Origin of the sequence: Pseudomonas sp. P129 (genome assembly GCF_020312195.1) — a bacterium.
Lineage (GTDB): Bacteria > Pseudomonadota > Gammaproteobacteria > Pseudomonadales > Pseudomonadaceae > Aquipseudomonas > Aquipseudomonas fragariae.
In genome coordinates this window covers 131489-146435 of record NZ_JAGPYS010000005.1, presented here as the reverse complement: position 1 = coordinate 146435, position 14947 = coordinate 131489, and the positions used below count along the sequence as shown (strand labels likewise).

Below are 14947 nucleotides of genomic sequence, written 5' to 3'. Positions count from 1 at the left end.
AAGAAGTGACAGCACTTTGACGCCATCCGTTCGACATTTTTTTATTAACAAATTGTCCTACAAGCCGTATAAAAGCTGGCTGAAGCCTCGTGCCAGAGGCTTTCTCTATGAGCGATACAAAGACATTTACGGACGGAGACAAAATGGTAGATCTTGGATCGTGGAATCTCAGCATCCCGGTGGGGTCGCCCCCCAAGACCATCGAAACCGCTCAGTTAGTAAAAGGCTACGACGGTAAATATTTCAAATCCAAAACCGACGCCATTGTGTTCTGGTCGCCCGTCACCGGCACTAAAACCGAGAACGCCAAATATTCCCGAAGCGAACTTCGGGAAACGTGGTCCGATGGTTCGCTGCATAATTGGGTGTACCCGGATGCCGACAACTTTCTGAATGCCAAACTGGAAGTCGACCAAGTACCTTCCTCAGGCAAGATTGTCATCGGACAAATACACGCATACGAGAGCACAGAGCCGCTCCTGAAAGTCGAGTTTCAATACAAGGAAGACACCAAGACCGGCGATATCGTTGCAAAAGTCCGCAACCGCTATGACGACGATGAAAGCAAGGTTTACACCATCGTAGAGGGTGTGAAGCTCAATGAGACATTCAATTACGTCATTCACCTGAGCAAGGGCGGAAAACTGTCCGTCAGCGCCAAGGATCAGGACTGGAGCACGCGCATCAGTGAGACCTGGCGCGACAAGCCTCTGTACTTCAAGGCGGGGGTGTATACCCAGGACAATACCGGGTACACCTCGGAGGGTGGCAAGGCGACGTTCTACAACCTCGACATCGATCACAACCAGAGCTGAGCGGCACGCAGCTCTCAGCCTGAATACACAACGGCCCGCGCTTCACTAAGAAGAACGGGCCGTTTGTGTTTCAGTCAGACCTGTCAGCGGTTGGCTTTGAAATCCTGTTCGGCGGCCAGGAAACGGGTCTGCATGGACGCAGAAGCAGGCTTGCCGATCAGGCTGAATACCACGATGGCGATGCTGGCCAGGATGAAACCGGGGATGATTTCATACAGCCCCATCGTACTGAATTGCTTCCAGAGCACCACGGTGGCCGCACCCATAATGACCCCGGCCAGAGCGCCGTTGCGAGTCATGCCCTTCCACAGTACCGAAATCAGTACCACAGGGCCGAAGGCTGCGCCGAAACCGGCCCAGGCGTAACTCACCAGGCCCAGCACGCGGTTTTCAGGATTGGCTGCCAGCAGAATGGCAATGATCGCGATCAGCAGCACCATTGCCCGACCTACCCAGACCAGCTCGACCTGCGAAGCGCCCTTGCGCAGATAAGCCTTGTAGAAGTCCTCGGTCAACGCGCTGGAGCACACCAGCAACTGGCAGCTCAGCGTACTCATCACCGCAGCCAGAATGGCCGACAACAGCACGCCGGCAATCCACGGATTGAACAGCAGCTTGGCCAGCTCGATGAACACCCGCTCCGGGTTCTCGGTAACCGGCCCGGCGACCTCAGGGTGCGCGGAAAAATAAGCGATGCCGAAGAAACCCACCGCCACGGTGCCGCCCAGGCACAGGATCATCCAGGCCATGGAGATGCGTCGGGCGCTGGCAATCGACTTGACCGAATCGGCCGCCATGAAGCGCGCCAGGATATGTGGCTGACCGAAATAACCCAGGCCCCAGCCGAGCAGGGAAATGATGCCGATGAATGTGGTGTTCTTGAACATGTCGAAGCTGGTCGGGTCTTTCGCTTCGATCGCCAGAAAGGTGGTGTCGACGCCGCCCGTTGCCAGCAGAACGATGACCGGCGTCAGGATAAGGGCGAAGATCATCAGCGTGGCCTGCACGGTGTCTGTCCAGCTCACCGCCAGAAAACCACCGACGAAGGTGTAGGCGATGGTCGCCGCAGCGCCGGCCCACAGGGCGGTTTCGTAGGACATGCCGAAGGTGCTTTCAAACAGACGCGCGCCCGCAACGATGCCAGAGGCGCAATAAATGGTGAAGAACACCAGAATCACGATGGCCGAAATGATGCGCAGCAGGCCACTGTTGTCTTCGAAACGGCTGCTGAAGTAATCCGGCAGCGTCAGTGCGTCACCGTTGTGCTCTGTCTGCACACGCAGACGGCCGGCCACGAACAGCCAGTTCAGGTAGGCGCCGATGATCAGACCGATGGCGATCCAGCTTTCCGACAGGCCGGACATATAGATGGCACCGGGCAACCCCATCAACAGCCAGCCGCTCATGTCCGAGGCTCCTGCTGAAAGAGCGGTGACCACGCTGCCGAGGCTGCGTCCGCCGAGAATGTAATCCGAAAGGTTGTTGGTAGAGCGATAGGCCATCAGGCCGATCAATACCATTGCCGCTATATAGATCACGAACGTGATCAAGGTAGGGTTGCTGACACTCATGAGTTCTGCCTTGGCATTGTTTTTATGTTGGCACCCGATGCCAAAGGGAATAGCGACCGATATTCGGCACATCCCTGCTTTTGCACCCGACACCGCGTTGACTGATCGCTCCGCAAGGATCGGCAATCAATGACTGGCGGTTGCACCGCGGGAACGAATCCTATTAAACAATCCAAACAAGGTGCAACCCATTTCATCCTGCAAGTTGCACCTGTTACAAAAAACTCGTGACACATGCATTTACGCGCCATTTTAGGGCGCTTTCAGCGCAATCTACAAAAAATCACGCACCAGCACCGAGCGTAGCGCCATTTTTATCAGCCGCTCACCCGGAACGTCACAAAATATTCTGCAAATCGGGTTGCACCCGGTTGCACCCCACCCTGTCCCGAGGCTAATCTGCGCCAAAGCCGATGCCACTTCCACGTGGCTATAAAGAGGACAACACATGGCCACCACCACTCTGGGCGTCAAACTTGACGACCCGACCCGCGAGCGTTTGAAAGCCGCAGCTCACTCCATCGACCGTACGCCGCACTGGTTGATCAAGCAGGCGATTTTCAATTACCTGGAAAAGCTCGAGAGTGGTGCAACCCTGCTGGAGCTCGACGGTGCTGCCGGCAAGGACAACGAAGACCGCGGCGAGCTGGCAGAAGAGGCGGGGCTGCAATGCTTTCTGGATTTTGCCGAGAGCATTCAACCGCAGTCCGTGTTACGTGCAGCCATCACCTCCGCTTACCGCCGCCCCGAGCCGGAAGTGGTGCCTATGCTGCTCGAGCAGGCGCGCCTGAGCGCCCCGGTTGCCGAAGCCACCAACAAGATGGCCGCGTCGATTGCGGAGAAACTGCGTAACCAGAAAAGCGCCGGCGGTCGCGCGGGCATCGTTCAAGGCCTGTTGCAGGAGTTTTCACTGTCGTCCCAGGAGGGCGTCGCGCTGATGTGCCTGGCCGAAGCGCTGCTGCGTATTCCGGACAAGGGCACCCGCGATGCCTTGATTCGCGACAAGATCAGCAACGGCAACTGGCAGCCGCACCTGGGCAACAGCCCGTCGCTGTTCGTCAACGCCGCCACCTGGGGCCTGCTGCTTACCGGCAGGCTGGTTGCCACTCACAATGAAGCGGGCCTTACATCCTCGCTGAGCCGCATCATCGGCAAAAGCGGCGAACCGATGATCCGCAAGGGCGTCGACATGGCCATGCGCCTGATGGGCGAGCAGTTCGTCACCGGCGAAACCATCGGTGAAGCATTGGCCAATGCCAGCCGTTTCGAAGCCAAGGGCTTTCGCTACTCCTACGACATGCTGGGTGAAGCGGCGCTGACCGAACATGACGCGCAGAAGTACCTGGCGTCCTACGAGCAGGCCATCCACTCCATCGGCAAAGCCTCGCACGGTCGCGGCATCTACGAAGGTCCGGGGATTTCCATCAAGCTGTCGGCGCTGCACCCGCGCTACAGCCGCGCCCAGTACGAGCGGGTGATGGATGAACTGTACCCGCGCCTGCTGTCGCTGACCCTGCTCGCCAAGCAGTACGACATCGGCCTGAACATCGACGCCGAAGAAGCCGATCGCCTGGAACTGTCGCTGGATCTGCTCGAGCGCCTGTGTTTCGAACCACAGCTCACCGGCTGGAATGGCATCGGCTTCGTGATTCAGGCGTATCAGAAGCGCTGCCCTTATGTGATCGATTACGTGATCGACCTGGCGCGCCGCAGCCGCCATCGTCTGATGATCCGTCTGGTCAAGGGCGCGTACTGGGACAGCGAGATCAAGCGCGCCCAGGTCGAAGGCCTGGAAGGCTATCCGGTGTACACGCGCAAGGTGTACACCGACGTGTCCTACATCGCCTGCGCCCGCAAGTTGCTCGCGGCACCGGAAGTCATCTATCCACAATTTGCCACACACAACGCCCACACCCTGGCGGCCATCTACCAGATCGCCGGGCAGAATTATTACCCTGGCCAGTATGAATTCCAGTGCCTGCACGGCATGGGCGAGCCGTTGTATGAGCAGGTTGTAGGCAAAGTCGCCGACGGCAAACTGAATCGTCCTTGCCGCGTGTACGCCCCGGTTGGCACCCATGAAACGCTGCTGGCCTATCTGGTGCGTCGCCTGCTCGAAAACGGCGCCAACACCTCGTTCGTCAACCGGATTGCCGACCACTCGATCTCGATTCAGGAACTGGTCGCCGATCCGGTCAGCCAGATCGAACGCATGGCGACCCAGGAAGGCGGTTTCGGCCTGCCGCATCCGCGCATTCCGCTGCCACGTGACCTGTACGGAACCGAACGCGCCAACTCCAGCGGCATCGACATGGCCAACGAACATCGTCTGGCTTCGCTGTCTTCGGCCCTGCTGGCTACCGCGCACAACGACTGGAAAGCCGCCCCGATGCTGGGCTGCCCGGCCAGCGCAGGCACGTTGAGTGCTGCCTTGAACCCATCGGACCTGCGTGACGTGGTCGGTCATGTACAGGAAGCGTCCCTGCAGGATGTCGATAACGCCATCCAGTGCGCCTTGAGCGCCGGTCCGATCTGGCAGGCCACTCCGCCTGTCGAGCGCGCTGCGATTCTGGAGCGTGCCGCTGACTTGATGGAGGCTGAAATCCAGCCGTTGATGGGCCTGCTGGTCCGTGAAGCGGGCAAGACCTTCGCCAACGCCATCGCCGAAGTGCGCGAAGCCGTGGACTTCCTGCGTTACTACGCCGTGCAGGCGCGCAACGACTTCACCAACGACGGCCACCGTCCGTTGGGGCCGGTGGTCTGCATCAGCCCGTGGAATTTCCCGCTGGCAATTTTCAGTGGTCAGGTAGCTGCTGCACTGGCTGCGGGTAACCCGGTGCTGGCCAAACCTGCCGAGCAGACGCCGTTGATCGCCGCACAGGCCGTGCGCCTGTTGCTTGAAGCGGGCATTCCGGAAGGCGTAGTGCAATTGCTGCCGGGTCGCGGCGAAACCGTAGGTGCAGGGTTGGTCGGCGACGAGCGTGTCAAAGGCGTCATGTTCACCGGCTCCACCGAGGTCGCCCGCCTGCTGCAGCGCAACGTCGCAGGTCGCCTCGACTCACAGGGTCGCCCCATTCCGCTGATCGCCGAAACCGGTGGCCAGAACGCGATGATCGTCGACTCTTCGGCGCTGACCGAACAGGTGGTGATCGACGTAGTGTCTTCGGCGTTCGACAGCGCCGGTCAGCGCTGCTCGGCACTGCGCGTGCTGTGCCTGCAGGAAGATTCTGCCGACCGCGTCATCGAAATGCTCAAGGGCGCGATGGCCGAGAACCGCCTCGGCAATCCGGAGCGCCTGTCGGTAGACATCGGCCCGGTGATCGACGCAGAGGCCAAGGCCGGTATCGAAAAACACATCCAGGCCATGCGCGACAAGGGCCGCACGGTCTATCAGGTGGCCATCGCCGACAGCACCGAACTCAAGCGTGGCACTTATGTGATGCCGACCTTGATCGAACTGGAAAGCTTCGATGAGCTGCAACGCGAAATATTCGGCCCAGTGCTGCACGTGGTGCGCTACAAGCGCAAGGAGCTTGGCCTGCTGATCGATCAGATCAATGCCTCCGGTTATGGCCTGACCCTGGGCGTGCACACGCGCATCGACGAGACCATCGCCAAGGTCATCGACAACGTCAATGCCGGCAACGTCTACGTCAACCGCAACATCGTCGGCGCCGTGGTGGGTGTTCAGCCATTCGGCGGCGAAGGCTTGTCCGGCACCGGCCCCAAAGCGGGTGGCCCGTTGTACCTGTATCGCCTGCTGTCGACGCGTCCGCAGGATGCTATCGAGAAATCGTTCGTCCGCAGCGACGCGCTGTCTGCGCCGGATACCCGCCTGCGTGAAGCCCTCGGCAAGCCGTTGCAGGCATTGAAGGCCTGGGCTGCCAGCAACCAGCAAAGCGACCTGGACGCGCTGTGCAGTCAATACGCCGAGCAATCGCAAAGCGGCATCACCCGCCAGTTGGCAGGCCCGACCGGCGAACGCAACAGCTACGCGATCCTGCCGCGTGAACACGTACTTTGCCTGGCTGACGACGAGAACGACCTGCTGATTCAACTGGCAGCCGTACTGGCGGTCGGCAGCTCTGCCGTGTGGCCGGAAACCGACATCAGCAAACCGCTCCGTGCTCGCCTGCCAAAGGACGTTCAGGCGCGCATCAAACTGATACCTGACTGGGCCAAGGACGAAGTCATCTTCGACGCCGTCCTGCACCATGGCGACTCCGATCAGCTACGTGCCATCTGCCAGCAGATCGCACAACGCAGCGGTGCCATCGTCGGCGTCAACGGCCTGTCCCACGGCGAAACCAACGTACCGCTGGAACGTCTGGTGATCGAGCGGGCATTGAGCGTCAACACTGCGGCGGCGGGTGGCAATGCGAGCCTGATGACGATCGGCTGATGCCGCTCGGTAACAGATGACGCAGAGCGTCACGACAGGCATTCCCACGCTGGAGCGTGCGGAACGAGAGGTGCCTGAAAGACACCGACCGTTCCCATGCTCTGGACGCTCTGCGTCCGCTCTCGATGCACCCTCACCCACGCTCGACCATCACCCGAATCAATCTTGCTACCCTCGCCCCTCAACCCGACCTAGACTTGAGCCATTCCAAGAACAGGTACGCCATCATGTCCGAGTCGCTGCTCAGTTCCCGAAATCTGGCTTTCGAGCTGTATGAAGTGCTGGACGCCGAAGGTCTGACGCGTCGCGAGCGCTTTGCCGAGCACTCGCGGGAAACCTTTGATGCGGCGCTGGGGACGGCGCGCGTCATTGCAGAAAAGTACTTTGCACCGCACAACCGCAAGGCTGACGAAAACGAGCCGCGCTATGAAAAGGGCGAGGCGATTCTGATCCCGGAGGTCAAGCCTGCGGTGGATGCGTTTATTGCGGCGGGCTTTCTCAACGCATCGCGTGATTTCGACGTGGGTGGCATGCAGTTGCCTACCCTGCTGTCGCAAGCCTGCTTTGCCCACTTCCAGGCCGCCAACGTCGGGACCACGTCCTATCCGTTTCTGACCATGGGCGCCGCAAACCTGATCGAAAGTTTTGGCAGTGACGAGCAGAAGCAACGCTTTCTGCAACCGATGATCGAGGGGCGCTTTTTTGGCACCATGGCGCTGACCGAGCCCCATGCGGGTTCATCATTGTCAGACATCCGCACACGCGCCGAACCGGCAGATAACGGTACGTATCGGCTGCGCGGCAACAAGATATTCATTTCCGGGGGCGATCATTCGCTGTCGGAAAATATCGTGCACCTGGTGCTGGCGAAACTGCCAGATGCGCCAGCCGGGGTCAAAGGTATCTCGCTGTTCATCGTGCCCAAGTTTCTGGTCCACGACGACGGCAGCCTCGGCAAACGCAATGATGTGCTGCTGGCAGGTCTGTTTCACAAGATGGGCTGGAAAGGTACGACCTCTACAGCGCTGAATTTCGGCGATAACGGCGAGTGCGTTGGCTATCTGGTCGGCAAGCCTCATCACGGTTTGAGTTACATGTTCCAGATGATGAACGAAGCGCGTATCGGCGTTGGCCTGGGCGCTGTCATGTTGGGCTACGCCGGTTATCTGTATTCGCTGGATTACGCCCGGGATCGACCTCAGGGTCGCCTGCCCGACAGCAAAAGCCCCGAGAGCACGCCCGTGCCGATCATTCAGCACGCTGACGTGCGGCGCATGCTGCTGACCCAGAAGGCTTACGTAGAGGGCGCGTTCGACCTGTGTCTGTATGCCTCACGGCTGTTCGACGACACCCAGACCGGAGAAACCGAAGACGTCCGCAAGCACGCCCATGAGCTGCTGGACCTGCTGACCCCCGTCGTCAAATCCTGGCCTTCGGAGTTCTGCCTGAAGGCCAATGAACTGGCGATTCAGGTGCTCGGCGGTCATGGTTACACCCGCGAGTACCCCGTTGAGCAGTACTACCGTGACAACCGGCTCAATCCGATTCATGAAGGCACTCACGGCATCCAGTCACTGGACCTGCTCGGGCGCAAGCTGGCGCAGAACGGTGGCACCGGCCTCAAGCAACTGCTGCGCCTGATCGCCAACACCTGCGAGCGCGCACAGGCTCACGAGTCACTCGTTGAACTGCGCCAGCCTCTGGAGCAATTGATTGCTCGCTTGCAGGCTGTCACTCTGGGGCTGCTGGGCGATCTGGCGCAAGGCAGGATCACCAGCACACTGGCCAACTCGGCGCTGTACCTCAAGGCATTCGGTCACACGGTAATCGGCTGGCGCTGGCTGGAACAGGCAATCCGCGCCGAGGAAGGCCTGGGCAAGGGCAATTCGGCCGACAGCGACTTCTACCACGGCAAACTGCAAGCTGCCCGGTATTTCCTGACGTGGGAAGTACCGGGCTGCCATCATGAACTGACGATTCTGGAAAACCGCGATGACACCTGTCTGGCAATGCGCGATGACTGGTTCTGATCAAAACCAGGCTGGCTGTTGATCAGCGCGGGCTGAACAGGTCTGTCATTGGATTCTGCGGAAAAAACCGGTCGACCAGTACCTTGGCATCTGTCCCCAGCTTAAGCGCGTACTGCTCTCGACTGAATGGCTCGCCCGTGCGCATATCGTAAAGCGCCCGCCCCTGGATTGGACGATCGACCTCCTGCATCTGGACTTTCATGATGCGATAAAACTCACCGCTCACTTCTTCGATGCTGTCGATCTGAAAGTAGCATCCGGGCAAGAAGATCGATTCGGCCTCATCGGGCGAGGCCGAGAATGGCGCAACAGGCGTGGCCCGCAGATAACGCCCTTTGGGCAAAACGAAGACCACCGAGGTGTCATCGAACGTGACCGGCCCAAGCATGGCGCTAGCGGGCGCACCGGCCCGACTGCTGGCAAAGGCGCTGACCACATAGGGGTTTTCGCTGAACGAGGTGACATCGGTATTGACCAGCACGTCGCCGACCTTGATCTGCCCGCTGCGGAACACGGCACCCGAGGTGCCCCGATCACCACTGCCGCCACGGTACAACTCGACATCATTGTTGTACCCCACCACATGGATGTCATCGGCCAGGCGTTCGATGGCTCTGACCTGGTTTCGGCCCAGGCTCTCACCGGTACGCAGGAACCTGTTGAATTGCGCATCATCCTGGGTATACAGCGTGATGTTGGCGGCGTAATAGTCGTCATCACCAAGCTTGAAAACCCGATGTTTGCCCTGCCAGGGGTCCCTGTATACCTCGTTGCCATCGGGCGAAGAATCGGACTCCAGGACATCCTCCGGGGTCGCGTCCCAGATTGACATGACCTGTTTCTGCCGGGCCAGAGCTGTTTCTGCAAAGTGCTGCTCATTGAAAATGTCAGTTTGCAAATACCGGTCCCAGAACGAGGAACCTACTGTCGCATAAGGTTTGCCAACCGGGGCAGATGCGCTGCCTGACGGAATCTGCACATCCATAGGAGAGCCGCCCTGCAAGCCGGGCGACGCCATCAGCGTCCATTTCCCTTCGGCGTTCAGACGAACCGGCTTGCTGCCGATGAACGCAAACGGGTTATCAGGATTGACGACCATCCAGCACTGCTGTTGCTCATTGAACATTACGCGATAAGGCAAGTGCGCCAGCTTGATCCAGGTTTCGCCGTTACCCAGCGTGTAGACGCCGCGCAACCTGCCCTCTTCGGCTGAGGGCGTGAGGGTGTCGAGCAGCAGGTTGCCTTCCATGTTATCCAGCGGGTCGGCAAGCACGCTGCCGCCCTCCAGGGCCTCACTGGAGATCGATGCGACGTCCGTTGTCGTTACCTGTAAAGGCTGGGGAGCGACACGTATGGACATCAGCAGAGGAAGATTGAAGAGTAGATAAAGCGTGTTGAGAATCGCGCCCAGCACACCAGCCTTGCGTTGCGCAGGGGTTTTGCCATTGACCGCCTGATCAATATTCAACCCGGTATTGGCAAGACTTGCCCCGACAAGCGTCAAAGCAACCGGCCAGCTCAGCGGCGCAAGCCCGCCAAACGCCCGCAGGAATGCGCTCAGATAGCCGATCCATATCTGCTTGAGCAGGTCGGTATTGGACGTCAGGATCTCGCGTGCATCGGCGCTCATTGCCTGCCGGGCAACGTCACGCAAGTAAATAAAGGGATCACCCGCAATAGGCGCTTGCGACTGGTTGATGAGTCGAACGTCAGCACGCCAATCGTGCGCGAGCAAATCGCTCACCGCGCGCGCAAACCTGGCGCCATCTTGTGTCCGGGACGCCTCACCACGCAGGAAATGGCCTGTCATCGCCTTGGCTGCCTGCTCGCCCATGAACTGTTCCTTGAGCCAGTGGTACAAGGCGCGCTCGCTGTCGAACGCCATAAAAGGCTGTTCGGCATCAGGCCAGTAAATCACCTCCCGCCCACCGGCAATGACGATACGCAGCAGGTCATGGGCCTTGATGCCGTCGATATCCAGCGTATGTACCGACACACCGGGCGGCAACGGCAGCGGCTCCTGCAACGCTTTCAGCGTAGGCGTTTGCAATGGATCGGCAATCACGATGCGGGTGACCTGTTTGAAATCGTCGGGTGACAGTTGGCCCTTGCGCAGGCAATGGCCGGCGGCAACCAGATATTGCGCCTTGGCCAGAATGCAAAAGTTGTCACTGTGGGTGTTCCAGAAACGCTCCATTCGGCGGCTGTACAACGAACTGAAATCAAGCGTCCACATGTCGTTGAGCACATCCTGAGGCAGCATGGGCACCTCATTGCGCTCGTCGAAAAACCCGTGGTCCGGGCCATCGGTATAAAAACCACCGTACAGGGAGAGCTCATCGCTGGCTTCCTGGTCGTGGGCGCTGAAGTGCTTCATGAGCAGCTCGATCAAAGTCATCGACTGCACAGGCTTTCCGGAATGCTGCCAGCCGGTGAAGGTACGCGGGCTGCTGCTGGCGGAACCGAAACGATGCCAGTACACCTTTTCAGGATTGAACATCCTGTGGGTGTGTTGAAGAATGATCTTGCTGGCTGCGATATAGGCCAGATCGTGCAGATCGGGATAGTCGAGAACAAACTGCTGCGCACGTTCGCGCAGCAGTTGCTGATCGGTTTTGGAGGCTTGCGAGGGTGGAGGTGACATGACGTCTTCCTGTGTGAGAGAGTTCATGCACGTAATCACCCATCGCAGTGTTCATGGCACTAACTATCTATGCCGTCACGCGCCTGTCGATGGTTCGGGCTCAGCCACTGGACTGTCCACTGAACGCTACCACTCGTTCGCAGAGCCTGGAGTAATCTTCGCCGTGGCCTTGAAGGGGAAATAGAAGTCCACGGTATCCTTCAGATAGGCCTCGTATATGACGGACAGGACTTGATCAGGCGGAAGATAGGAGCGCGCCAGCAAATCGAAGCAGTCAGGTCGCAGCCTTCGCAAAACATCTGACATCAGCTTGGGGCCGGTCAGGTCCGAAATACGTGTCATATAAGGCGTCATCCTGGCTTTTGATGCGGCTTTCGTGGCGTCGTCGGTACGGTCGATGTAGGGCCTGCGGGTGCTGAAGAACGCTTCGTTGGTCTGCTTCTCGCTGTCGAAACGTACCTTTATCTCCTTGAGCATCCGTTTTAAAACAGGATTGTTCGGGTGACTGCCGAAGTGACTGTTTCCCGGCCCTTTATAACCCAGATGCTCCGCCTGCAGTTCCCTTCCCAGCAGTACGTCATTCGGACCGGCTTTCAATGGAAATTTTGCGAAAGGGACGTTGATCGTGTCGTCGCAATCGACATAGATACCGCCATACTCGTCAATCAGCCGATAGCGCAAAATATCCGAGGCAGCGGCGTAATTACGGTTATCCGAGTGCCTGAAGTAATTGAATGCCTCGCCGTTTTCGCCGCTCAGGAAGTCTGGATAGAACGCTTCTTCCTTGAGGCGGGAAATATGCATTTGCGGCTGTTCAAAAAAGTAATCGAACAACTGCTGGTCAGCTGCCGGGTCATCGATATCTATGTGCAGTTGAAAGCGCAAATCCGGACTGGTGCGCATGTTGCTCAGCATCTTTTCCAGGAGGTCTGCACCCGGCGTTCGTTCCCCCATCCAGATGTGGTGAACGATGCGGCTTATGGGTTTGGCGTCTGCCGGCAGGCTCGGTACACGAGGAAAAGTATAGAACTCGAAACGCTGGCTCTGTGGCAGATTTGCCTCAAGTTTCTGGAATGTGTCTTTGGAACCGCGGTTCCACACCCCGTCGCGATCCAGCCACACCAAGCCGTCCCTGTCAGATGGGTCAGTTCGCCAGCAACGAATATCGGGGTCGTAATAGACATTCGTCTTTTCCCCCCTCACCTGAACGAAATACTTCTCTATGACGGTCCCTCTTGATTGACTCAGTACCTCCTCGATGCTGATACCGTCCATAGGCAATTCGACCTGCAACTTGGGGGCCCAGCGCTGGACTTCGATTTTCGGCTCGCCGGGCACCACCGGTACTACGACGCTTTCTGCTTCACTGGCAGGCGGCAACTGCGTACCGTCGAAACTTTCCCCGCCGCGCAGCCCCAGCTTGAGGTCCAGGTCCCAGTAGCCGGTGTCGACAGTCTTCACATAGGGCCCCCACACACGAGGATCCGCGGCGGAGCGAATTCGGTACTGTTTCTCCTGCGGCACCCACTCCACCCGGAACGCACGATCATGCAGTTCGATGTAGCGTTTGCCTTCGAGCGGATAGATACCCGCCACTTCGCCCGACGCAAGTCCCGGCAGTTCCTGAGGCGCCTCAAGCGCGCGCAACAGGCGGCGCATTTTCTTGTCAAGCGAGCGCAGTGCCGGGGGTTCCGGCCTGAAAACCGGGGCTGGCTCAATATCGATGACAGGGTCGATCTCAGTCGATGACCCTGGCACCTCATAGCCGCCACCCGTCTCGTCAACCAGCCCTGTTTCAACTCCGGCCTCGACCGCCTCACCCTCCTCGCCAAGAATCGGCAGCGCGTTCAAGACGCCGAAGGCAATCCGCCCAAGCCCAGCCTGACGCTCCTCCAGCGTGTGACCATTCACGGCGGCGTCAACACCCAACCCGACCAGCGCGAGAGACAGCCCTGCGACCACCGGCATCAGCTCGGGAAAGACGATGGCAACGCCACCCAGAACGGACACGCATTCGCTCAAACCGCTGCTGGCTTCCTCTTTCCAGTAGTCGCCATGGCTGCGGATTTTTTGCAGCGCATCGATTTCGGACTTTGCCCTGACCCGAGTCTTGAAGTGCGAGAACGGCCAAGGCTGCAGAGGTTCGCCAAACTGCACCAGCTTTCGGGGGTTCCATGCCCCCGTCGCGGAGTCCAGCAGCTTCGGGTAGACGGCAAAGCCTTTCAGGGCAGTGGCCACACCGCTGTAGAAAAAGCCATCCAGGTCATCGGCAGCACTGAAGTGCGCCTCCAAAGAACGGCGCTTGCCGGGGTCCCTGCACGTCAGCGCGACCCAGTCCTTGAGCTCGTCTGCGTTCTTGAAGGCATGAATGGGTGACGAATTACCGGGTATATAGAGCAGCACGGTCGGCGAATCGGCGCTGCGTATGACCATGATGTCGACGGCACTGTAACCGTGGACCAGCAGCTCGGAAATCGTCACACGGGTGGCAATCGGGGCAGCGACAAAATCGTCGAAACTCAGCGTTTTCCAGCCCTGATCGCCGGGCAGGCCAAGCGCCTCAAGTACCATGGCCTTGTGCTCGGCCTTGAGGGTATTTTCGTCGGCTTGCAGCCAGGCTGCCTTGAACAACCCGGCCTTTAGCATCAGGTTGTAGTCTTCGCCATGCGCGTGCCAGAACTGCTTCAGATAAGCGATATACCCTGATTGCAGATTGTGATCCCAGATGTATTGCTTGAATGCCTCGGCATTGATGCCAAGTTGTGTCGTTGCGTCATAGCGCTGCGGGCTGGTTTTTCGGTAGATGGCCTCGTAAGCGACGCAGTCGGAAGCGAGCAGCTTCTCGTCCACGACCTGGCAGTCGAAACCGCCATCACTGTGGGGTTGCAAATGCCCGAGGTGATCAAACCAGTTGCCATTGCCCTTTTGCTGCCAGTTACGCAGCAGCGCCTGGGTCAGTGTCATCGAGTGAACGACATTGGCGCGGTGAGGTGCGGGGTAGAGCCTCGGATCTTCGATATACAGAGTGGCGATCAGGGTGTCGTCCGGATCAATCTCGACGCCCCACCGCGACTGGCATTCCTGTGCCACATCACGCGCAGCCAGGGCGGCAGGTGACTGCAGGTTGATCGGGTTGAGCCGGAAGTAATCGCTGACCGAAAAGTCTTCGTCTACCCGTTTCCGGAACGCTGCGTCAGAGTCATCATCGCCAGCCCTGTCGGCATCGTCGAAGTCGTAATGTGCTGCAAACTCATCATCCATGATGAAAACCTTCTTGGTGGTAGGAGCCCCGACAGTAGTGAGCAAGAAGGTCTGGTCTGCGGTATATAGCTATGCGTCAGCCGCTGGATTGCAACCAATCGTGAGCCCGGGAGCGCCGCTCTGGGTCAATCGCCCTAAATTGATCTTTGACAGCCAAGCAATTCAACAGGTTAAATCGCTTGGCATGCGGACTGCATGGTCAGTTTTCGCCCCTCTCGTTGCAA

At 58.8% G+C, this 14947-nt stretch carries 6 protein-coding genes; 3 read left to right on the top strand and 3 right to left on the bottom strand.

Annotation, left to right across the window (positions count from 1 at the left end; translation table 11 throughout):
* The first annotated feature begins 143 nt into the window (after positions 1-143).
* Positions 144-815 (top strand): polysaccharide lyase family 7 protein, encoded by a 672-nt coding sequence (locus KBY02_RS14465; protein WP_003404605.1) that lies wholly within the window; start codon positions 144-146, stop codon positions 813-815.
* An 83-nt stretch (positions 816-898) separates the two neighbouring features.
* Here KBY02_RS14465 and putP read toward each other — a convergent pair whose 3' ends face one another.
* Complete coding sequence (gene putP / locus KBY02_RS14460; RefSeq protein WP_024641089.1) at positions 899-2386, bottom strand: sodium/proline symporter PutP; 1488 nt, start codon at positions 2384-2386, stop codon at positions 899-901.
* 448 nt (positions 2387-2834) lie between these two features.
* Between putP and putA the strand changes: the two genes are divergently transcribed.
* The gene (gene putA, locus KBY02_RS14455) at positions 2835-6788 is read left to right on the top strand and encodes a trifunctional transcriptional regulator/proline dehydrogenase/L-glutamate gamma-semialdehyde dehydrogenase (RefSeq protein WP_046722210.1); all 3954 of its coding nucleotides are present in this window, start codon (positions 2835-2837) and stop codon (positions 6786-6788) included.
* Between the two features lie 227 nt (positions 6789-7015).
* Positions 7016-8818, top strand: coding sequence for an acyl-CoA dehydrogenase (locus KBY02_RS14450; RefSeq protein ID WP_032655155.1), 1803 nt, complete (start codon positions 7016-7018; stop codon positions 8816-8818).
* Between the two features lie 22 nt (positions 8819-8840).
* Here the strand turns inward: KBY02_RS14450 and KBY02_RS14445 are convergent, their stop codons facing one another.
* Both KBY02_RS14445 and KBY02_RS14440 read right to left on the bottom strand, forming a co-directional pair.
* Entirely contained in the window at positions 8841-11489 is a 2649-nt protein-coding gene (locus KBY02_RS14445; protein WP_412548787.1) for a dermonecrotic toxin domain-containing protein, read from the bottom strand.
* A gap of 99 nt (positions 11490-11588) precedes the next feature.
* A complete protein-coding gene (locus tag KBY02_RS14440) occupies positions 11589-14723 on the bottom strand; it encodes a dermonecrotic toxin domain-containing protein (RefSeq protein ID WP_225650582.1) in 3135 nt (1044 codons plus the stop codon).
* Positions 14724-14947: the final 224 nt, after the last annotated feature.

Excerpts from the sequence above, each read along its gene's own strand:
- KBY02_RS14465 (WP_003404605.1), top strand. The coding sequence starts at position 144 with ATGGTAGATCTTGGATCGTGGAATCTCAGCATCCCGGTGGGGTCGCCC.
- putP (WP_024641089.1), bottom strand. The coding sequence starts at position 2,386 with ATGAGTGTCAGCAACCCTACCTTGATCACGTTCGTGATCTATATAGCG.
- putA (WP_046722210.1), top strand. The coding sequence starts at position 2,835 with ATGGCCACCACCACTCTGGGCGTCAAACTTGACGACCCGACCCGCGAG.
- KBY02_RS14450 (WP_032655155.1), top strand. The coding sequence starts at position 7,016 with ATGTCCGAGTCGCTGCTCAGTTCCCGAAATCTGGCTTTCGAGCTGTAT.
- KBY02_RS14445 (WP_412548787.1), bottom strand. The coding sequence starts at position 11,489 with ATGAACTCTCTCACACAGGAAGACGTCATGTCACCTCCACCCTCGCAA.
- KBY02_RS14440 (WP_225650582.1), bottom strand. The coding sequence starts at position 14,723 with ATGGATGATGAGTTTGCAGCACATTACGACTTCGACGATGCCGACAGG.